Annotated in this window: 18 protein-coding genes; 12 read left to right on the forward strand and 6 right to left on the reverse strand. The window is 70.7% G+C overall.

Annotated features, from left to right (window positions below; genetic code table 11):
- Positions 1-5 precede the first annotated feature (5 nt).
- Positions 6-929: an SDR family NAD(P)-dependent oxidoreductase gene (locus ACZ4D5_RS27190; protein ID WP_467775337.1), complete on the reverse strand. Its 924-nt coding sequence runs from the start codon at positions 927-929 to the stop codon at positions 6-8.
- A gap of 143 nt (positions 930-1,072) precedes the next feature.
- Between ACZ4D5_RS27190 and ACZ4D5_RS27195 the strand changes: the two genes are divergently transcribed.
- From ACZ4D5_RS27195 to ACZ4D5_RS27220, 6 genes are all read left to right on the forward strand, one after another.
- Entirely contained in the window at positions 1,073-1,564 is a 492-nt protein-coding gene (locus ACZ4D5_RS27195; RefSeq protein WP_467775033.1) for a MarR family winged helix-turn-helix transcriptional regulator, read from the forward strand.
- 115 nt (positions 1,565-1,679) lie between these two features.
- The gene (locus tag ACZ4D5_RS27200; protein WP_467775034.1) at positions 1,680-2,126 is read left to right on the forward strand and encodes a DUF6278 family protein; all 447 of its coding nucleotides are present in this window, start codon (positions 1,680-1,682) and stop codon (positions 2,124-2,126) included.
- 144 nt (positions 2,127-2,270) lie between these two features.
- The gene (locus ACZ4D5_RS27205) at positions 2,271-3,014 is read left to right on the forward strand and encodes an amino acid ABC transporter ATP-binding protein (RefSeq protein ID WP_467775035.1); all 744 of its coding nucleotides are present in this window, start codon (positions 2,271-2,273) and stop codon (positions 3,012-3,014) included.
- A gap of 15 nt (positions 3,015-3,029) precedes the next feature.
- On the forward strand, positions 3,030-3,971 hold the full coding sequence (locus ACZ4D5_RS27210) for a glutamate ABC transporter substrate-binding protein (RefSeq protein ID WP_467775036.1): 942 nt from the start codon (positions 3,030-3,032) through the stop codon (positions 3,969-3,971).
- Positions 3,972-3,980: 9 nt separating this feature from the next.
- Positions 3,981-4,625, forward strand: coding sequence for an amino acid ABC transporter permease (locus ACZ4D5_RS27215; protein WP_055697800.1), 645 nt, complete (start codon positions 3,981-3,983; stop codon positions 4,623-4,625).
- Positions 4,622-5,503, forward strand: a complete 882-nt coding sequence (locus ACZ4D5_RS27220; protein WP_467775037.1) for an amino acid ABC transporter permease — start codon at positions 4,622-4,624, stop codon at positions 5,501-5,503. The genes ACZ4D5_RS27215 and ACZ4D5_RS27220 overlap by 4 nt, the downstream gene beginning before the upstream one ends.
- A 54-nt stretch (positions 5,504-5,557) precedes the next feature.
- Here ACZ4D5_RS27220 and ACZ4D5_RS27225 read toward each other — a convergent pair whose 3' ends face one another.
- From ACZ4D5_RS27225 to ACZ4D5_RS27235, 3 genes are all read right to left on the reverse strand, one after another.
- Complete coding sequence (locus tag ACZ4D5_RS27225) at positions 5,558-7,153, reverse strand: alpha/beta fold hydrolase (protein WP_467775038.1); 1,596 nt, start codon at positions 7,151-7,153, stop codon at positions 5,558-5,560.
- Positions 7,154-7,280: 127 nt separating this feature from the next.
- Positions 7,281-8,468, reverse strand: coding sequence for a L,D-transpeptidase (locus tag ACZ4D5_RS27230; protein ID WP_467775039.1), 1,188 nt, complete (start codon positions 8,466-8,468; stop codon positions 7,281-7,283).
- Between the two features lie 134 nt (positions 8,469-8,602).
- On the reverse strand, positions 8,603-9,358 hold the full coding sequence (locus ACZ4D5_RS27235) for a hypothetical protein (protein WP_467775040.1): 756 nt from the start codon (positions 9,356-9,358) through the stop codon (positions 8,603-8,605).
- A gap of 104 nt (positions 9,359-9,462) precedes the next feature.
- Between ACZ4D5_RS27235 and ggt the strand changes: the two genes are divergently transcribed.
- Positions 9,463-11,271, forward strand: coding sequence for a gamma-glutamyltransferase (gene ggt, locus ACZ4D5_RS27240; RefSeq protein ID WP_467775041.1), 1,809 nt, complete (start codon positions 9,463-9,465; stop codon positions 11,269-11,271).
- 41 nt (positions 11,272-11,312) lie between these two features.
- Here ggt and ACZ4D5_RS27245 read toward each other — a convergent pair whose 3' ends face one another.
- The gene (locus tag ACZ4D5_RS27245) at positions 11,313-13,190 is read right to left on the reverse strand and encodes a WD40 repeat domain-containing protein (RefSeq protein WP_467775042.1); all 1,878 of its coding nucleotides are present in this window, start codon (positions 13,188-13,190) and stop codon (positions 11,313-11,315) included.
- A gap of 46 nt (positions 13,191-13,236) precedes the next feature.
- Positions 13,237-14,004 carry a type I methionyl aminopeptidase gene (gene map / locus ACZ4D5_RS27250; protein ID WP_467775043.1) on the reverse strand — a complete coding sequence of 256 codons (768 nt, stop codon included), beginning with the start codon at positions 14,002-14,004 and terminating at the stop codon, positions 13,237-13,239.
- 48 nt (positions 14,005-14,052) lie between these two features.
- Here map and ACZ4D5_RS27255 point away from each other — a divergent pair, with 48 nt between their 5' ends.
- The 5 genes from ACZ4D5_RS27255 to hydA all read left to right on the forward strand — a co-directional run bounded on the left by ACZ4D5_RS27255 (position 14,053) and on the right by hydA (position 19,599).
- On the forward strand, positions 14,053-14,304 hold the full coding sequence (locus ACZ4D5_RS27255; protein WP_467775044.1) for a helix-turn-helix domain-containing protein: 252 nt from the start codon (positions 14,053-14,055) through the stop codon (positions 14,302-14,304).
- A 169-nt stretch (positions 14,305-14,473) separates the two neighbouring features.
- Entirely contained in the window at positions 14,474-15,832 is a 1,359-nt protein-coding gene (locus ACZ4D5_RS27260; RefSeq protein ID WP_467775045.1) for a hypothetical protein, read from the forward strand.
- 204 nt (positions 15,833-16,036) lie between these two features.
- Positions 16,037-16,879 carry a nitrilase-related carbon-nitrogen hydrolase gene (locus tag ACZ4D5_RS27265; RefSeq protein ID WP_467775046.1) on the forward strand — a complete coding sequence of 281 codons (843 nt, stop codon included), beginning with the start codon at positions 16,037-16,039 and terminating at the stop codon, positions 16,877-16,879.
- The gene (locus tag ACZ4D5_RS27270) at positions 16,876-18,159 is read left to right on the forward strand and encodes an aspartate aminotransferase family protein (protein ID WP_467775047.1); all 1,284 of its coding nucleotides are present in this window, start codon (positions 16,876-16,878) and stop codon (positions 18,157-18,159) included. Before ACZ4D5_RS27265 ends, ACZ4D5_RS27270 begins: the two co-directional genes overlap by 4 nt.
- 36 nt (positions 18,160-18,195) lie before the next feature.
- The gene (gene hydA, locus ACZ4D5_RS27275) at positions 18,196-19,599 is read left to right on the forward strand and encodes a dihydropyrimidinase (protein WP_467775048.1); all 1,404 of its coding nucleotides are present in this window, start codon (positions 18,196-18,198) and stop codon (positions 19,597-19,599) included.
- Positions 19,600-19,607: the final 8 nt, after the last annotated feature.

A 19,607-nucleotide genomic window follows, 5' to 3' on the forward strand; every position in this document is an offset into this window, starting at 1 on the left:
CTCCCTCACTCCCCGGGGATCCTGGGCGCGGGGACGCCGACGCTCTCCGGGGCGCTGCCCACGGAGGTGTGCCACGCGGCGACGATGGCATCCGGGGTCCAGCCGCCGTCGGCGTACGCGACCGCGGTCTCCCGGGGGTGCGACCACAGGGCGAGCCGGTCGCCGCCGATGCCGATGCACTGGCCGGTGACGTCCCGGGCCGCGTCGGAGGCGAGGAAGGGCACGAGCGCCGCGCAGTCCTCCGCCGTCCCGAACCCCTCGCCCTTGCGGAGGAAGTCCGGCAGCGGCCGCCCCTGCCGCATCGCCTCGACGTAGGGGGCGAAGGCCGGGATGGTCTCGGTCATCGCGGTCGCGGCGACCGGCACGATCGCGTTGACGGTGATCCCGGCCCTGGCCAGCTCCATCGACCACGTACGCACCATCGCGGCGATCCCGGCCTTGGCGGCCGCGTAGTTGGTCTGCCCGAAGTTCCCGCGCTGCCCCGCGGGCGAGCCCACCAGGACCAGGCTGCCGCCCCCGCCCCGCTCCCGCATGTGGACGGCGGCGGCGCGGGCGCAGGTGAAGGTGCCCCGCAGATGCGTGGTGAGCACCGCGTCGAAGTCGTCGTCGGTCATCTTCCACAGCACCCGGTCGCGCAGGATGCCGGCGTTGGTGACCATCACGTCGAGCCGTCCGAACTCCTCGACGGCGCGGGCGACGAGGCGGTCGGCGGCCTCGCCCGTGCCGACCGCGACGGCCTCGGCGACCGCGCGTCCGCCGGCCTCGGCGATGGTCTTGGCGGCGCGCTCGGCCGCCTCCTCGTCGACGTCGTTGACGACGACGGCGGCCCCGGCGCGGGCGAGGGCGGTGGCGTAGGCGAGGCCGAGGCCGCGCCCCGACCCGGTGACGACGGCGGCCTTGCCGCGCAGGTCGACGGTGTTCGTGTCCAGCACTGAGAGACCCCTTCAACAGGAAGCGACATCAGGTGAGTTGGAGGTGAGCCGGAGGTGGGCCGACGAGAAGGAAGCTAAGACAAACCATTGTTGTCGTCAATGGTTGTCGTCGACATCGCGGATGGGACATGCTGAGCCGCATGACCATCAGCGAGACGACCGTCGAACGCGCCACGCAAGGGGCCGTGGACGCGCGCGAACCCTGGATGCGCGGCCTCCACGCCGACGCGGGCTACCTCCTGTACCGCCTCGGCCTGCGCTCGGGGCAGCTCTTCAACGCGGCCCTGCACCGATCGGGACTGCGCCTGCGCCACTACGCGCTGCTGCGCTACCTGGCCACCGTGGAGGGCGCCGCCCAGCGCGAGTTGAGCCGCGGGATCGGCTACGACCCCAGCGCGATCGTCGGCCTGGTCGACGACCTGGAGCGCCTCGGCTTCGTCGAGCGCCGCCCCGCGGCGGACGACCGCAGGCGCCGCATCGTCGCCCTCACCCCGGGCGGCCGGGCCTTCCTCGCCGACTCCGACGAGGCGGCCCGCGGCGTCACCGACGAACTCCTCGCGCCGCTCGGCCCCGAGGAGCGGGCGGCGCTGCACGGACTCCTCGCCCGTGTGGCCCGTGCGGACGGTGCGTGAGCGTACGGCGTGATTCGCCTGATTCCGTGATCAACTGATGCAAGATACATTCTTGGACACACGGAATCCGCGCCCGGCCGCGCATCCGGCGGCGCCCCCGACGGAGAGGCCGATCATGCACATCCCGTTCCTCGACAACTGGCGCAGGCGGCACTCGGCGGCGGAGCGGGCCGAGGCGGGGCTCGCGGCCGCGTTCGCGGAGGACCCCGACGGCGTGGCCGAGCTGCTCTCCGAGTGCGAGCTGCTGCGCTCCCAGGCCGCCGCCGCGGGCCTCGAACTCGACGACTCCCCGGCGTCGTTGGCCGCCCTCGACCAGCTCCTGCCGCGCTGGCGCGACGACCCCGAGATGCTGCCCTGGCTCGGCAACGACGCGGGGCTCTACCTGGGCACCGTCGTCGTGCGCACGGTGCCGGGCGCCACCTGGCACGTGTGGCCGGGCGGCAGTCCGGTCGTGCGGCTGAAGTCGGGCCGGGACATCCCGGTCGTCGAGGCGGGCCTCGACTGGGCTGTGCAGGGGGCGCCCGAGCTGTCCCAGGTCTATGCCGAGGCCTCCGAGGCGTAGCCGACGCGGCCGTAAGCGCAGCCGACGCGGCCGTAATTGCCTCAAATACGGTTAATGCCCATACGTGCGTGTCGTCCCGTAAGTCCCGTTTTCGCGTGGATAGTTTGCGCGGACGTACACAGCTGAGAGTGGGCAGGTCTTGCCATGGCCGTCGATCCGTTGATCGAGCTGCGTGATGTGAACAAGTACTACGGAGAGCTGCATGTCCTCCAGGACATCGACCTCACCGTCGGCAAGGGGGAGGTGGTCGTGGTCATCGGCCCGTCGGGGTCGGGCAAATCGACACTGTGCAGGACGATCAACCGGCTCGAGACCATCCAGTCGGGAGAGATCAGGCTCGACGGGCAGCCGCTGCCCGAGGAGGGGAAGGCCCTCGCGAAGCTCCGCGCCGAAGTCGGCATGGTCTTCCAGTCCTTCAACCTCTTCGCGCACAAGACCGTCCTCCAGAACGTCTCGCTGGCGCAGGTCAAGGTACGCGGCCGCAAGAAGGACGAGGCCGACAGGCGCTCCCGTGAACTCCTGGAGCGCGTGGGCCTGTCCGCGCACGCCGAGAAGTACCCGGCACAGCTCTCCGGCGGCCAGCAGCAGCGCGTGGCCATCGCCCGCGCGCTGGCCATGGACCCCAAGGCGCTGCTCTTCGACGAGCCGACGTCGGCCCTCGACCCCGAGATGATCAACGAGGTCCTGGAGGTCATGCAGCAGCTCGCCCGGGACGGCATGACGATGGTCGTCGTCACCCACGAGATGGGCTTCGCCCGCTCCGCGGCCAACCGCGTCGTGTTCATGGCCGACGGCCGCATCGTCGAGGACCGGGCCCCCGAGGACTTCTTCACCCACCCGGAGAGCGAGCGCGCCAGGGACTTCCTCTCCAAGATCCTCAAGCACTGACGGGGGGACGTGCTCATGAAGCGACACACCACGCGTACGAAACGACACACCACGCGTACGACACGTCTGCTCGCGGCGCTCGTCCTGGCCGCCTGCGCCTCCGCGGCCTGCGGCAAGGACGGCAGCCCGCCGACCAAGGGCCCCTCGGCCGAAGAGCTGCCCAAGTACGCGGTGGCCACCGGCTTCCAGCTGCCCGACTCCGGGACCTGGAAGAAGGCCAAGGGCCGCGGCCGGTTCATCGTGGGCGCCAAGGAGGACCAGCCCTACCTCGGCGAGAAGGACCCGGCGACCGGGACGTACTCGGGCTTCGACATCGAGATCGCCAAGATGATCTCGGCGTCGCTGGGCCTGGACCCCAAGCGGATCGAGTTCAAGACCATCGCGTCGGCGAACCGCGAAACCGCCCTGCAGAACGGGCAGATCGACTACTACGTCGGCACCTACACCATCAACGACAACCGCAAGAAGCTCGTCGGCTTCGGCGGTCCGTACTACATGGCGGGTCAGGGCCTGCTGGTCCGCAAGGACGAGGACGACATCGACGGCCCCCAGGACCTGGCCGGCAAGCGCGTCTGCTCCGCGGCCGGGTCGACCCCGTACCAGCGGATCCAGAAGGACTACCCGAAGGCCACCCTCGTCGCGTACGACACGTACTCCGTGTGTGTCGACAACCTGCTGACCTATCAGGTCGACGCCGTCACCACCGACGACGCCATCCTGATCGGCTACGCCGCCAAGGTGCCCGACGAACTCAAGCTGGTCGGCAAGCCGTTCTCCAAGGAGCCGTACGGCATCGGCGTCCCCCGCGGCGACAACGCCCTGCGGTTCGCGATCGACGACGCCCTCGCGGCCCGCGAGAAGGACGGCGACTGGAAGAAGGCCTACGACGCCACGCTCGGCCTCTCCGGGGTCCCGGCGCCGCGGCCGCCCGCCATCGACCGCTACCCGGCGAGCTGAGGAGGCGTCGTGGACGTACTGACAGACAATTTCTCCACGTTCGGCGACGGCTTCCTCGGCACCGTCGAACTCACCGTCTACGCCTCGATCCTGGCGCTCGTGCTCGGCTTCGTCATGGCGTCGTTCCGGGTCGCGCCCGTCGGCTCCTTCCGGGTCTTCGGCACGGTGTGGGTCACGGTCCTGCGCAACACCCCGCTCACGCTGCTCTTCTTCGCGGTGCTGCTCGGTCTGCCGCGCTTCGGCCTCGTGCTGCCCTTCAAGGTGTTCGCGGTGCTCGCGCTCGGCTGCTACACCTCCGCCTTCATCTGCGAGGCGCTCAGGTCGGGCATCAACACCGTGCCCAAGGGGCAGGGCGAGGCGGCGCGCAGCCTCGGGATGACCTTCGGCCAGACCCTGTCGATGGTCGTGCTGCCGCAGGCCTTCCGGTCCGTCATCGCGCCGGTCGGCTCCAACCTCATCGCGCTCGCCAAGAACTCCGCGATCGCCGGGGCGTTCAGCGTCACCGAGCTGCTCGGCACGTACAAGACGCTCAGCGAGCTGGGCTACAACATCATCTGGACGTTCGTCTGGATCGCCCTCGGCTACCTCATCATCACCCTCGCCATCAGCGCGATCTTCAATGTCCTCGAGAAGCGCTGGGGAGTCGCCCGATGAAAGCCCTCTCCCACGATTCCACCGCCCTGTACGACATCCCCGGGCCCAAGACCGTGCGGCGGCACAAGCTGTACGGGGTGCTGTCCACGCTGGTGGTGCTCGGGCTCCTCGCGTGGATCCTGTATCTGCTCTTCGACACCGACCAGTTCACCGCCACGAAGTGGACGCCCTTCGAGTACAAGGGCATCCAGGAGCTGCTCCTGCGCGGCCTCGGCAACACGCTCAAGGCCTTCGCGATCGCCGCGGTCCTCTCGCTCGCGCTCGGCGGTCTGCTCGCCATGGGGCGGCTCTCCGACCACCGGCCCGTGCGCTGGGTGGCCACGCTCGTCGTGGAGTTCTTCCGCGCGATGCCGGTCCTGGTGATGATCTTCTTCGTCTTCGTGGCACTGAAGGTCCAGCCGTTGCCCGCGCTCGTCGCGGGGCTCACGCTCTACAACGGCTCCGTGCTCGCCGAGGTCTTCCGATCCGGCGTCAATTCCGTGGAGAGGGGGCAGCGGGAGGCGGCGTACGCGCTCGGCATGCGCAAGACACAGGTCATGGGACACGTCCTCGTACCGCAGGCCGTGCGTGCCATGTTGCCCGCCATCATCAGCCAGTTGGTGGTGGCCCTGAAGGACACGTCGCTCGGTTATCTGATCACTTATGAGGAGTTCCTCCACGCGGGGAAGCTCATCGCGTCGAATCTCGACTACGATTTGCCCTTCATCCCCGTGGTCATGGTGATCTCACCGATCTACATCGGGATGTGCATGTTGCTGTCGTGGTTCGCCCAGTGGGTGTCCAAGCGTCAGCGGCGCAATCCCAAGACCGAGGCCGCGGAAGTCGCCCCGGCCGAACCAGGGACGCTGCTGCCGAGGGGGGTGCCCCCTGGTCACTAGGACCTCGGGGGAGCAGTAGCGACAGGGCCAGGCCCACCCGGCAGCAGCCGGAGATCACTGCTCGCGCAGGGGGACGGACACGTACGACGGGTCTGCCTCGGGCGAGGAGAAGGTCAGCTGCGCGCCGGACGGGTTGTGCTCGATGTAGAGCGGGTCGACCGTGTCGACCACCAGGGCGAGCTTGTGTCCTGCCGGTACGTCGTAGGCCGTGGAGAACAGCTCCAGGTCCACGCCGAACGGCTTGCCGGGCGTCTTGCCGTGGAAGGTGAACGGCGCGTTGCTGACCAGCTTGCCGAGGCCGAGCGGGCCCACGTCGTAGAGGTACGCGACGAGGGTGCCGCTCTCCTTGGTACTGGTGAGCGTCGTGTGGAGCTCGGCCGTCCCGCGCACCCGCTGGGGCGTCGTGTACGTCTGCGACTGCCACACGCCCGTGTAGCGGCGCGGGAGCAGCGGCACCGAGGCCATCGGCGGAATCCTGAGGAACTGGTCCAGGGCGTTCGAGAGGATGGCCATGCCGCCGTTGGCGCCCGAGTCGACGTTGGTGCGGATCGTGGTGGTCCCCGCCATCGCGATCTTCTTGCGCGTCGGACCCACCGACTTCCAGTCCGGGTAGCCCTCGTAGCCGCCCGTGGAGCGTGACGCGAGCTGGACCGGCTGTTCCTTGTCGATGCCGTTGTCCCGGCCCTTGAGGTAGTGGTCGAACCAGCGCTGTGTGTTCGTCCAGGTGTCGTTGGGCAGGCCGAGCAGGCCGGTCCCCTCCGCGGTCGCGTGGTCGCCGGGGCGGAACTCCAGGCGCTTGGGGCCGGTCAGACGCTCGTAGAACTCGGCGTACTGGTTGGGCGGGAAGAGTGTGTCGCCCCAGGCGTTGCCGAGCATGACGGCCGCGCCGTTCTCGTTGATCCGGTCGAGGTAGGTCGCGGGGGAGCGCTTCTTGCCCCACGCGATCATCTCGTCCTCCTTGTCCAGGTTGGACCCGAGGAAGTCCTTGAGGGTCTGCTGGAGTTCGGCGCTGGGGCGTCCGGTGAGGGAGCCCAAGCCGCCGAGGAGAGCCGCGGCCTGGGAGTGCTGGGTGCGGCCGCTGTAGATCGAGTCGATGAGGTCGGCCCAGCCGCTCATCGCGACGACGGCCTTGATCCGCTTGTCGTGTCCCGCGGCGAGCAGACTGATGCCCGCGCCGTACGAGACGCCCGCCATCCCGATCTTCTCCGGGTCGGCAGGGGTGTTCCTCAGGGTCCAGTCGATGACCTTGGAGGCGTCCGCGATGTCCTCGGGGCCCGCGGTCTCGATCTCGCCGCCCGACTGCCAGAAGCCGCGGGAGTTGTAACTGACCACGACATAGCCGGAGTCCGCGAGCTTCTGGGCCTGCGCCACGTACTCGATCTGGGGCATGGCCCAGCTGGTGGGCAGGACGATCGCCGGGTGGGCGGCGCCGGACTTCGCGTTCTTCGGGGTGAAGACGTTCGCCTTGAGGATCGTGCCGCCGTCGCCGGGGATGTCGACGAAGCGTACGTCGGTGGAGCTCGCGGCCCGCGGCGCGGCGGCCGGTGCCGCCTGCGCCGCCGGGGCCGGGCCGAGGGCGGCGCCGGCGACGAGGCTCGCCGAGACGGCGCCCACGGCGGTGGTGCGCAGGGCGCGGTGCGGATGGCTCACGGGTCACTTCCTCACTCGTTGAAAGTGCAAAGTGACCTGACGGTAACCGTGATCCTTTACCGGGGGTAACCCGTCGGTAAGTTACGCCCCGGTAACGATAGTTGAACCTCCGGCCTTCCCCTCGGGCCTACCTCAGGGCGCTCTTGGCCTGCCAGTCCGACCAGGAGATGTTCCACTCGCCGTAGCCGTTGCCCGGGTCGGGGACGCCCTTCGAGCCGCTCCCCGTGACCTCGAAGGGGTCGCCTATCTGGACCTGGCCGTAGAGCCAGCCCGCGTCGCCGTTGCTCATGCCGACGCAGCCGGAGCTGTGGTTGGTGTTGCCGAAGTACGAGGCGTTCCACGGGGCCGCGTGCGCGTACATGCCCGACCAGGTCAGGCGCATCGAGTAGTCGACCATCTTGTCGTAGGCGTCGCCGAGGCCGACGGTCTCGGAGCGCATGTTGATCGTGCCCTCCTTCGACATCAGGACGGACGTGCCGCCCCAGGAGGCCTTCTCGCCGCCCGGCGTGCCGGCCGACATCGGCAGCGACTTGAGGGTCTTGCCGTCGCGCACCAGCGTCGCCGTCTTGCTGTCCAGGTTCACCTTGACGACCTGGTTCTTGCCGACGGTGAAGTTGGTGGAGTAGTCGCGCACGAACCAGTCGTCGCCGCCCGAGTCGATGCCGTTGAGCCGGGCGTCGAGCTGCACCTTCGTGCCGGACTTCCAGTACTCCTTGGGGCGCCAGTCGACGCGGTCCTTGCCGTCGTAGTTCTTGATCCAGCCCCAGGACCCGGTCGTGTTGTTCGAGGTCGTCACCTTGAGGTGCTTCTCGACCTCGGCCTTGTTGCGCACCGGGTTGTCGAAGGTGATCGACAGGGGCTGGGCGACGCCGACGGTGGTGTTCTTGCCCGGGGCGAGCGTCACCTTGTTGACCTTGGCGGGGGCCGCCGTCTTGAAGGAGTGCTTCGCGCTGCCGCCCTTGTCGGTGGTCGCCTCGACCTGGTACGCCGTGCCGGGGGCGGCCTTGCGCTCCGAGGTCCAGGTGGTGCCGTTCGCCGAGACCTTGCCGGGCAGCTTCGCGCCCTTGTCGTCGGCGACCGTGACCTGCTTCAGTTTGCCGTCGGCCAGGCTGACCTTCACGGGCTCGCCGGCCTTGGCCTGCTGTCCCGTGAGGTTCACGGAGATCTTCGGCTTCTCGGCGGCCTTGTCGTCGCCCGATCCGTCACTGCCGCCCGAGCAGGCGCTCAGAGTGGCGGCAAGGACCGCGACTCCCGCGGTCACCGCGTGACGGGTGCGAAGGGGGCGTCGGCGGCTCGAAGAGCGCTGCGGCGTCAAGGAAACGTACCTCCGTGCGAATGTGGACTGCACGGAGAGAGTCCTGAAGGCGGCTACAGGTTGCCTGATGTCCGGAAATTGACCGCTAGGTCACAGAAGGGCCCGGGCGGTGTCGGCGCACGGTGAGGTTCCCGTCACTTGGCGCGATGGGAGCCCCGGGCCGACGGCGTGGGGACGGGTGTCCGGGCCGCGCGCGTCACGTCCGCGACGAGCTCGACGACGTCGGGTCCGTACGCCTGCGAATTGACGATCTTCAGGAGCAGCACGAACGAGCTGCTGCCGTGCTTGCGGGCGAGCTTCTCGTGGTGGCGGGCCAGATAGCGGGTCGCCGCCTGGCTGGTCACCGCGCGCTGGCCGCAGAAGAGGAAGACCGGTCTCGCCTCCTGGTCCTGGTCGGCGGTGAGCCGCGCGAGGATCACGTACTCCGTGAGCCCCGCCTCCAGGCGGTAGCGCTCGCTGCCGATCTGGAACGCGCCGCGGTCGGGGATCGGCTCGGGCTCGGTGTTCACGCGTACGCCGGGCAGCAGCGAGTGCATGTGCGCGGCCATCCTGCGGTTGGCCACCGGGCTGCCGACGCAGAACTCGGTGCGCTCGCCGAAGCCCTGCTGGGCCGCGTCGTGCGCGACGATCTGGGCGTGCGCCCCGCACTCCTTGATCACCGCGGCGAGCTCCATGAGCGCGAACACGTCGTGGCGCACCACGGTCAGCTCGGGCCCGCCCGCGTCGCGGTTGACCACGAGCAGCGACTCGGAGTTGTCGGGCAGCCCGAAGAAGGCCTGCTTGCGGCGGAGCCTGCGCCTGGCGAGGTGGCCGCGGGCGAGCCAGCCAAGGACGGCTGCGACGCCGACCGCGATCAGGCCGAGGACGATGGTGCGCACGTCTTCAGTCATGGGGGCGCATGCTAGCGGCCCGTCGGATCCGTGTTCGAGGGGGTCCTGACGCGGACAGGGCCCCGAAGTTACGCTGCGCAGACGGCTGTTGACTGGAGGTACGAATGCGGCGCGCTGTCGTACGTAATCTGACGCTATGGGCGGTCGGAGGGGTATTGGTGTCGGTCGGTGCGGCCGCGCCCCCTTCGCCTACGCGCTCAGCGGAACCGGCCACACCGGAGAAGACGCCGGTCGCCGTCGGCCACGGTGGCGCGGTCGCCAGCGTCGACCCGGACGCGTCGGCCGCCGGCATCGAGGTCCTGAGGAAGGGCGGCAACGCCGTGGACGCGGCCGTGGCCACCGCCGCCGCGCTCGGTGTCACCGAGCCGTACTCGGCGGGTGTGGGCGGCGGCGGGTACTTCGTCCACTACGACGCGAAGACCCGCAGGGTCTCCACGATCGACGGCCGCGAGACGGCCCCGCGCACCGCCGACTCCGGGCTCTTCCTGGAGAACGGCAAGCCGATCCCCTTCGCCGACGCGGTCACCAGCGGCCTCGGCGTCGGCACCCCCGGCACGCCCGCCACCTGGCAGTCGGCGCTCGACAAGTGGGGCTCCAAGAGACTCGGCACGGTGCTGAAGCCCGCCGAGCGCCTCGCCCGCGACGGCTTCACGGTCGACGCGACCTTCCGCTCGCAGACCGAGTCCAACCAGCGGCGGTTCAAGGACTTCCCCGCCACGGCGAAGCTGTTCCTGCCGGGCGGCAAGCTGCCCGTCGTCGGCTCGACGCTCAAGAACCCCGATCTCGCGCGTACGTACGCGGAGTTGGGCCGCAAGGGCGTCGACGCGCTCTATCACGGCAAGCTCGCCGAGGACATCGTGCGCACCGTGAACAAGCCGCCCGTCGACCCCCGTTCCGGCCGCGTGGCCCGGCCCGGCGACCTCTCCCTCAAGGACCTCGCGACGTACGAGGCGAAGCGCCAGAAGCCCACGAAGACCTCCTACCGCGGCCTGGACGTCTACTCCATGGCGCCCTCGTCCTCCGGCGGCACGACCGTCGGCGAGGCGCTCAACATCCTGGAGCGGACCGACCTGTCGAAGGCGTCCGAGAAGAAGTACCTGCACCGCTACATCGAGGCCAGCCGCGTCGCGTTCGCCGACCGGGGGCGCTGGGTGGGCGACCCGGCCTTCGAGGACGTACCGACCAAGGAGCTCCTCACGCAGAGGTTCGCCGACTCGCGGGAGTGCCTGATCAAGGACGACGCGGTCCTCAAGAGCCCGCTCGCGCCCGGCGATCCGCGCAAGCCGAGGGCCTGCGCGGCGGGTGACAGGGCGGCCCCGACGACGTACGAGGGCGAGAACACCACGCACCTCACGGCGGCCGACAAGTGGGGCAACGTCGTCGCGTACACCCTCACGATCGAGCAGACCGGCGGCAGCGGCATCACCGTCCCCGGCCGCGGCTTCCTGCTCAACAACGAACTGACGGACTTCTCCTTCGCGCCCGCCGATCCGGCGGTGCACGACCCGAACCTGCCGGGTCCCGGCAAGCGCCCGCGCTCCTCGCTCGCGCCGACGATCGTGCTGGAGGACGGCAAGCCGGTGGTGGCCCTCGGCTCACCCGGTGGGTCGACCATCATCACCACCGTCCTGCAGACCCTGACGGGCTTCGTCGACCGGGGCCTGCCGCTGGTCGACGCCATCGCGGCGCCGCGCGCCAGCCAGCGCAACGCCGCGCAGACCGAGCTCGAACCCGGCCTGTGGAACAGCCCGTTGAGGAAGTCGCTCGAATCCATCGGGCACTCCTTCAAGGAGAACCCGGAGATCGGGGCGGCCACGGGCGTCCAGCGGCTGCCGGATGGCAGGTGGCTCGCGGCAGCGGAGAAGGTCCGCAGGGGCGGCGGTTCGGCGATGGTGGTGCACCCCGCCACGTGACGCGGCGGGTCCGGGCCGTACGGCCCGGACCCGTACGTCGGCTACGGGGCGGGCGACGCCGCGCAGTTCTGCTCCAGCTCGTTGGCCGCCCAGCGGATCGACGACTCGGGGTCGTCGTGCAGGTACCGCAGCGTGGGCAGCGCCTCGCGGACGGCGGCGAGCTGGGCGTCGCCGCGGCCGCCACGGGCCTGTCGCACGTCCGCGAGGTCGGCGATGAGCAGCAGCAGCGTGCTCCGCGACATGTTGTCCGGGTCCGTCATCAGCTCGACCAGGAACGGGATCGCGGGGACCGCGGCGGTCGAGGAGGCCTCCTTGGAGACCAGGAGCCGGTACAGGTCGTGGACGGCGTCCATGGCGGTCTTCTTGTCGTCGGACGCGACCTTGCCGATCAGCTCCGGGATCATGTGGCCGGGGCCGCGCGCCGTCCACAGGGAGCCCCAGTCGACGCCGTCCAGGCGCAGTTGGAGATCGCGGTGCGGCCAGAGCTTCGCCGTGTCCAGGGCGAGCGAGGCGGTGCCGTGCGCGTCGGTGACGTGCAGCGTGGCGTCCTCGTCGAGGCCGAGGAACGTGATGCCGGTGCCGAGGCGCAGCCCGGCCACCGCGTCCGAGCCGATGTCCCAGACGCGGACCAGGCCGTCGTCCCAGGCGGCGGCGAGCGCGGGCCCGGTCTCCAACTGGGCGGTGGCCAGAGCCCGTACGGGGGTGCGGCGGCGGGCGAAGGGAGCGCGCATCGGCTTGCGGCGGGTGCTCCAGTAGCGGATCACGCCGTTCTCGTCGCCGCTCAGCACGAGGCGCCTGCCGCTGTCCAGCTTCAGACAGGCGAGCGCGCTCACCGGGGCGCGGTGCAGGGCCAGGCTGATGGTCTCGGGGGACTCGTCGTCGGTTTCCCGTACGTGGACGAAGCCTTCCGTGTCGCCCGCGGCCAGTGTGGTCCCGTCCTGATCGGCGGCCACCGACCGCAGGGCGCCGGGGACTTGGACGAGCGCGGCGGCGGCGCCGGGCACCGAGGGCGGGTTGCCGTACCCGCGTGACAGGACGGTCCAGCGGCCGCGCGCGTCGGCCTCGCCCTGCGCGAGCGAGACCGGGCCGAGGTCCTCCAGGGGGGACGGGACCTCGGCGGGCGGGCGGATCGCCTTGTCGCCGGACCAGTCCACGCCGAGCGTCTCGGCGACCGCGATCAGCGCCTCGCGGGTGCGGGCGTTGACGACGACGCGGAAGTCGGCGCCGGGGCCGCGGCCGTGGCGTATGACGGCGTCGGGCGCGCCGTACGACAGGGCGTCCGTGCCCATCTCCTGCCAGGGCAGCAGGCCCAGTTCGCGGTACGAGGACTCCAGACGCCGGACGATCTCCGGGTCGGCGTCGACGGCCGCGCGGCGGACCCGCAGCGTCCAGCCGTAGTGCGCGGGCAGCCGCTCGAAGGCCAGTTGCGTCAGGAACTCCGACAGCGACCGGCTCTGCACGACCCACTCGCCGCCGACGCTCACGACGACCCGGGGGTCGGGCAGTTCGGCCTCGGCGGCGAGATAGCCCCACTCGTGGCTGTAGTGGTACTCGGACATGAACACGCACACGCGCGCGTCGCCGCCGTCCGCCACGAGGCCGCTGTCCGGGGCGACGTCGAGGTCCGAGATCCTCGGCGGCCACTGCGTGTGCACCCAGTACAGACGGGGCTTGAAGGCAAAGGAGTTGAAGGACGCCGAGTCCCACCACTCGTTGAGGGCCTCGGGGACGGGCAGCGTCCAGTCGATGCCGTCGGTGCGGTTCTCGCCGCCCCACCGGGAGTGGCCGGGCTCGCCGCCCGGGTCCTCGTAGCCCCACTCGCGCTGCACCGCGTCGAGCAACTCCCAGCGGGGGCGCCCCTCTTGCTGCTCCTTCAGCCGTTCCGCGAACTGTCCGTAATCAATGATCTCTGCCGTCACCGGGGAATCGTACGGATGATCTACGTCGGGAAATGTCCCCGAGGGGTCACAGTGCCGTGAGGATCCTGGGACCGTCCTCCGTGATCGCGACGGTGTGCTCCGCGTGGGCGGCGCGGCTGCCGTCGTTCGTGCGCAGGGTCCAGCCGTCCGGGGCGGCGTGGTAGTCGTCGCGGCCGCCCGCGGTCACCATCGGCTCGATGGCCAGGACCATGCCGGCGCGCAGGGGCATGCCGCGGCCCGGGCGGCCCTCGTTCGGGACGCCGGGGTCCTCGTGCATCTTGCGACCGATTCCGTGGCCGCCGAAGTCCTCCGGAATGCCGTACTTCTCCGCGCGGCAGACCGTGCCGATGGCGTGCGCGATGTCGCCGATGCGGTTGCCGACGATGGCCGCGGCGATGCCGGCCGCGAGGGCGCGCTCCGCCGTCTCGATGAGGTGGGCGTCCTCGGGGCGCGGGGTGCCCACGATGAAGCTGATGGCCGAGTCGCCGACCCAGCCATCGAGGGTGGCGCCGCAGTCGAGGGAGACGAGGTCGCCGTCGCGCAGGCGGTAGGTGTCGGGGACGCCGTGCACGATCGCGTCGTTGACCGAGGCGCAGAGGACGGCGGGGAAGGGGGTGGGGGCGAAGTGCGGCTTGTAGCCGAGGAAGGGCGATGAGGCGCCGGCCCCGCGGATCACGGCGTGGGCCGCGGCGTCCAGATCGAGCAGGGAGACGCCCACGGCCGCGGCCTCGCGGGCGGCGGTGAGGGCCTGTGCCACGACGCGGCCCGCTTCGCGCATCGCTTCGATCGATTGTTCCGTCTTGAGTTCCACCATGCCAATTACTATACCGGTATTTGAATGGGGGTCGGCTAGGATGGCGGCATGGTACGGACTCCTTTGACTGCCGAAGAGCGTGAGCGCGGTGAGCGGCTCGGGATGCTGCTGCGGGATGCGCGCGGGCCGCGGAGCATGGTGTCGGTGGCGGCGGAGGCGGGGGTCTCCGCGGAGACGCTCCGCAAGATCGAGACGGGGCGGGCGCCTACGCCCGCGTTGTTCACGGTGGCGGCGCTGGCGTCGGTGCTCGGGCTCTCGCTGGACGAGATCGTGGTGCGGTGCGAGTTGGCGGTGGCCTGAGCGGGGATCCGTCGGTGCTCGGGGTGTCTCCTCGGCCGCGGCTTGGCGGCGGATGTCTCCCGCCCGCCCCCGTGCTGTCACGGAAAACTGCGTGTAGTCGTCCCGTAACACGTCTGGTGTTATCTTCCGGACCGGAAGACTCCTGTCTCCACGGGGCGGTGCTGGGTAGATGGCAGTGGGACAACTCCCGGATCACGTAACGGAGTTCGCGAAATACTTGAGGGGGCTCCTGGAAAGGCTCGACCAGGACGCCGGGTGGTGCGGCGTGTTCTGGCAGCGTGACCCGGACGGCATGCGCGCCTGCCTGGACGGCGCCGAGGTCCCTCCCTGGGACGTGGTGCAGGCGCTGCTCCACGACCTCGCGGCGGACCGCGGCGTCCCCGAGGCCGAGCGCGAGGCGGGCCCGGCGCGCGCCCTGCACCGCGCCTCCCTCGACGCCTACGACGCCCGGCCCGGCGGCCGCGAGCTCCTGAGCGACCGGCTCGACATGATGCTCACGGAGCAGCGCATCGCCCTGGAGCGCGAGGCGGACCTCACGCGCCGCCTCACCGAGGCGACCGGCGCCGACGAGGTCGACCGCATCAATCTCGACCTGGCGTGGGTACGGGACGACCACGAGCGCGCGACCGCCCGCTGCGCCGAACTCCAGGAGCGGATGGACCGCCTCGACGAGGCCGGGCGCCCGTCGTGGGTGGACCTCGGCCACCGGGGGCCCGAAGGTCATCAGGTGCCCGCAGGCCACCGGGTGCCCGCGCAGGCGTCCGCGCCCGGGAGTTCCCGCCGCCCCCGTGGCGCCCGGTACGCCGGCGTCGAGGGCACGGGTGCGGGTGCGGACGAGTACGGGGCGGGAAGGTCGGTGGGAGACCCGCTGGGCGCCCCTGCCGACGGGAGTCGCACCGCACCCCGCGGCGCCCGCTTCGCCCCCGCCGAGCACACCCCCGCCGAGCACACCCCCGCCCCGTCCTGGGCCCTCCCCGGCGAGGAAGCCGACGCGGACGGCGAAGCCCCCCGCACCACCGCCGACGCCGTCCAGGACCTCCTCCGGCTCCGTGCCGAAGGCCGCAGCGGCGAAGCGCACGGCGTGCTCGTCGAGGCCACGGGATGGCCCGCCGCCCGGCTGCCGGACTTCGCGGTGGAGCTGCACCGCGCGGGACTCGCCGCCGACTGGGCGACGCTGCTCTGGGAGGCCGCCTCGCTGCCGCCCGACCGGCTCGTCGCGCTCGCGGACGCGCTCGCCGGGGCCGGGCGCGCCGACGACTGCAGGAAACTGCTGCGCCAGGGCGTCGCGCGCCCCGCCCCGGAGATCGCCGAGGCGATCCTGGCGCTGATCGACGCGGGCCGCGAGCGCGAGGCCCGCGCCCTCCTCGACTCCTACCTCCGCTGCCGCACCCCCGAGGACGCGGCCCGCTGCGCGCACGCGGACCCCTACCGCCTCATACCCCTGCTCCTGGAGACGGCGAAGGACGTGTCGGAGGAGCATCACTGGGATCTGGTGCACGCCCTGCGCGTGGCGGGATTCAGCGCCTGACGAGGGCGGCCCGCCGGAGGGCCACGTGCCCCTTTCCGTCCGTTTCTCGCCCGCTCGGGTGCGAAACATGATCGACTCCAGCGGTTGACGGAGATGGTCTTGCTCAGCCCGCGGGAGGAGGCATACGTTTTCCTGTCTACGCACCAAGTCTACGGGCGTAGAGGCTCTCTGACGTCCTCTCAAGGACATGCGAAGGAGCAGCTCATGGTCAACGTCGTACGCGCCGCACTGGTCCAGGCGACCTGGACAGGCGACACCGAATCCATGATCGCCAAGCACGAGGAGCACGCCCGCGAGGCGGCCCGCCAAGGGGCGAGGATCATCGGGTTCCAGGAGGTCTTCAACGCCCCCTATTTCTGCCAGGTCCAGGAGCCCGAGCACTACCGCTGGGCCGAGCCCGTGCCGGACGGGCCGACCGTCACGCGCATGAAGGAACTCGCCCGCGAGACCGGCATGGTGATCGTCGTCCCCGTCTTCGAGGTCGAGCAGTCCGGCTTCTACTACAACACCGCGGCCGTCATCGACGCCGACGGCAGCTACCTCGGCAAGTACCGCAAGCACCACATCCCCCAGGTGAAGGGCTTCTGGGAGAAGTACTACTTCAGGCCGGGGAACGCGGGCTGGCCCGTCTTCGACACCGCGGTCGGCAAGGTCGGTGTCTACATCTGCTACGACCGCCATTTCCCCGAGGGGTGGCGGCAGTTGGGGCTGGGCGGCGCCCAGATCGTGTACAACCCCTCCGCCACCTCCCGTGGTCTCTCCGCGTACCTCTGGCAGCTCGAACAGCCCGCGGCCGCCGTCGCCAACGAGTACTTCGTGGCCGCGATCAACCGCGTCGGCCAGGAGGAGTACGGCGACAACGACTTCTACGGCACGAGCTACTTCGTCGACCCGCGCGGCCAGTTCGTCGGCGAACCCGCCAGCGACAAGTCCGAGGAACTCCTCGTCAGGGACCTCGACTTCGGCCTCATCGAGGAAGTACGCCAGCAGTGGGCGTTCTACCGCGACCGCCGACCCGACGCCTACGAAGGACTGGTGCAGCCGTGACCGACCTGTACGACCGCCACCGGGCCGTGCTGCCCGACTGGCTCGCGCTCTACTACCAGCGGCCCATCGAGCTCACCCACGGCGAGGGCCGCCATGTCTGGGACGCCGAGGGCAACAAGTACCTCGACTTCTTCGGCGGCATCCTCACCACGATGACCGCGCACGCCCTGCCCGAGGTCACCAAGGCGGTGAGCGAGCAGGCGGGCCGGATCATCCACTCCTCGACGCTCTACCTCGACCGCCCGATGGTCGAACTCGCCGAGCGCGTCGCGTCGTTGTCCGGCATCCCCGACGCCCGCGTCTTCTTCACCACCTCGGGCACCGAGGCCAACGACGCCGCGCTGCTGCTCGCGACCTCGCACCGCCGCTCGAACCAGATCCTGGCGATGCGCAACAGCTACCACGGCCGTTCCTTCACGGCCGTCGGCATCACCGGCAACCAGGCGTGGTCGCCGACCAGCCTCTCGCCGCTCCAGACGCTGTACGTCCACGGGGGCGTCCGCAGCCGCGGTCCGTACGCGGCGCTGAGCGACGCCGAGTTCACCGAGGCCTGCGTCGGCGACCTGCGCGACATGCTCGGGCAGGCGCGCGGGGGAGTGGCGGCGCTGATCGCCGAGCCGATCCAGGGCGTGGGCGGCTTCACCTCGCCGCCCGACGGCCTGTACGCCGCCTTCCGCGAAGTCCTGGACGAGCACGGCATCCTGTGGATCGCCGACGAGGTGCAGACCGGCTGGGGCCGCACCGGCGAGCACTTCTGGGGCTGGCAGGCGCACGCGGAGAACGGGCCGCCGGACATCCTCACCTTCGCCAAGGGCATCGGCAACGGCATGTCGATCGGCGGCGTGGTGGCCCGCGCCGAGGTGATGAACTCCCTGGACGCCAACTCCATCTCGACGTTCGGCGGCTCCCCGGTCACCATGGCGGCCGGCCTCGCCAACCTCGCGTACCTCCTGGAGCACGACCTCCAGGGCAACGCGCGGCGCGTCGGCGGGCTGCTCATCGAGCGGCTGCGGGCGATCTGCGCCCAGCTGCCCGTCGTACGCGAGGTGCGCGGCCGCGGCCTGATGATCGGCATCGAACTGGTCGAGCCCGGCACGGACCGGCCGAACCCGCGGGCGGCGGCCGCCGTGCTCGAAGCGGCCCGCGAGGGCGGCCTGCTCATCGGCAAGGGAGGCGGGCACGACACCAGCGTGCTGCGCGTCGCCCCACCGCTCTCGCTGACCGTCGCGGAGGCCGAGGAGGGCGCCGCGATCCTCGAACGGGCCCTGCGGAGCGCCTAGTTCACCCCGTACGACCGAGAAAGGGGAGCGCACCCCATGAGTACCCGCACCCTGATCCGCGGCGGACTCGTCGTCACCGCCGCCGAGGAGACCCACGCCGACGTACTGATCGAGGACGGCAGGATCGCCGCCCTCGCCGCGAGCGGCAGTGATGCCGCGCGGGCGTGGACCGCCGAGCGCGTCATCGACGCCACCGACAAGTACGTGATCCCGGGCGGTGTCGACGCGCACACGCACATGGAGTTCCCGTTCGGCGGGACCGCCTCGTCGGACACCTTCGAGACCGGCACCCGGGCCGCGGCCTGGGGCGGCACCACCACGATCGTCGACTTCGCGGTGCAGTCGGTGGGGCACAGCCTGCGCGGGGGGCTCGACGCCTACTACGCGAAGGCGGACGGGAAGTGCGCGATCGACTACGCCTTCCACATGATCGTCTCCGATGTGAACGAGCGGACGCTGAAGGAGATGGACCAGCTCGTGGAGGAGGGGGTGACCTCCTTCAAGCTCTTCATGGCGTACCCCGGCGTCTTCTACAGCGACGACGGGCAGATCCTGCGCGCCATGCAGCGCTCGTCGGCCAACGGCGGGCTGATCATGATGCACGCCGAGAACGGCATCGCGATCGACGTCCTGGTCGAGCAGGCCCTGCAGGCGGGGCGCACCGACCCCCGCTACCACGGCGAGGTCCGCAGGGCGCTCCTGGAGGCCGAGGCGACGCACCGCGCGATCCGGCTCGCGCAGGTCGCGGGCGCGCCGCTGTACGTCGTCCACGTGTCGGCGCAGGAGGCGGTGGCCGAGCTGGCCCGCGCCAGGGACGACGGCCTGCCGGTCTTCGGCGAGACCTGCCCGCAGTACCTCTTCCTGTCCACCGACAACCTCGCCGAGCCGGACTTCGAGGGCGCCAAGTACGTGTGCTCGACGCCGCTTAGGCCCAAGGAGCACCAGGCGGCGCTCTGGCGCGGACTGCGCACGGACGATCTGCAGGTGGTCTCCACCGACCACTGCCCGTTCTGCTTCTCGGGGCAGAAGGAGCTGGGCCGCGGCGACTTCTCGAAGATCCCCAACGGAATGCCGGGCGTGGAGAACCGCATGGACCTGCTGCACCAGGGGGTCGTCGACGGGCACATCAGCCGGCGCCGCTGGATCGAGATCGCCTGCGCCAACCCGGCCAGGATGTTCGGTCTGTACGGCAAGAAGGGCACCATCGCGCCGGGCGCGGACGCGGACGTGGTCGTCTACGACCCGACCGCCGAGCAGACGATCTCCGCCGCGACGCACCACATGAACGTCGACTACTCCGCGTACGAGGGAAAGCGGCTCACCGGCCAGGTGGAGACCGTCCTCTCGCGCGGTGAACCCGTGATCACGGAGCGGGAGTTCACCGGGCGCGCGGGCCACGGCGCGTTCGTCGCGCGCGGCACCTGTCAGTACCTGCGGTAGACCCCGGG

This window comes from Streptomyces sp. NPDC025651 (assembly GCF_055558735.1).

Excerpts from the sequence above, each read along its gene's own strand:
- ACZ4D5_RS27195 (WP_467775033.1), top strand. The coding sequence starts at position 1,073 with ATGACCATCAGCGAGACGACCGTCGAACGCGCCACGCAAGGGGCCGTG.
- ACZ4D5_RS27200 (WP_467775034.1), top strand. The coding sequence starts at position 1,680 with ATGCACATCCCGTTCCTCGACAACTGGCGCAGGCGGCACTCGGCGGCG.
- ACZ4D5_RS27205 (WP_467775035.1), top strand. The coding sequence starts at position 2,271 with ATGGCCGTCGATCCGTTGATCGAGCTGCGTGATGTGAACAAGTACTAC.
- ACZ4D5_RS27210 (WP_467775036.1), top strand. The coding sequence starts at position 3,030 with ATGAAGCGACACACCACGCGTACGAAACGACACACCACGCGTACGACA.
- ACZ4D5_RS27220 (WP_467775037.1), top strand. The coding sequence starts at position 4,622 with ATGAAAGCCCTCTCCCACGATTCCACCGCCCTGTACGACATCCCCGGG.
- ACZ4D5_RS27235 (WP_467775040.1), bottom strand. The coding sequence starts at position 9,358 with ATGACTGAAGACGTGCGCACCATCGTCCTCGGCCTGATCGCGGTCGGC.
- ggt (WP_467775041.1), top strand. The coding sequence starts at position 9,463 with ATGCGGCGCGCTGTCGTACGTAATCTGACGCTATGGGCGGTCGGAGGG.
- map (WP_467775043.1), bottom strand. The coding sequence starts at position 14,004 with ATGGTGGAACTCAAGACGGAACAATCGATCGAAGCGATGCGCGAAGCG.
- ACZ4D5_RS27255 (WP_467775044.1), top strand. The coding sequence starts at position 14,053 with ATGGTACGGACTCCTTTGACTGCCGAAGAGCGTGAGCGCGGTGAGCGG.
- ACZ4D5_RS27260 (WP_467775045.1), top strand. The coding sequence starts at position 14,474 with ATGGCAGTGGGACAACTCCCGGATCACGTAACGGAGTTCGCGAAATAC.
- ACZ4D5_RS27265 (WP_467775046.1), top strand. The coding sequence starts at position 16,037 with ATGGTCAACGTCGTACGCGCCGCACTGGTCCAGGCGACCTGGACAGGC.
- hydA (WP_467775048.1), top strand. The coding sequence starts at position 18,196 with ATGAGTACCCGCACCCTGATCCGCGGCGGACTCGTCGTCACCGCCGCC.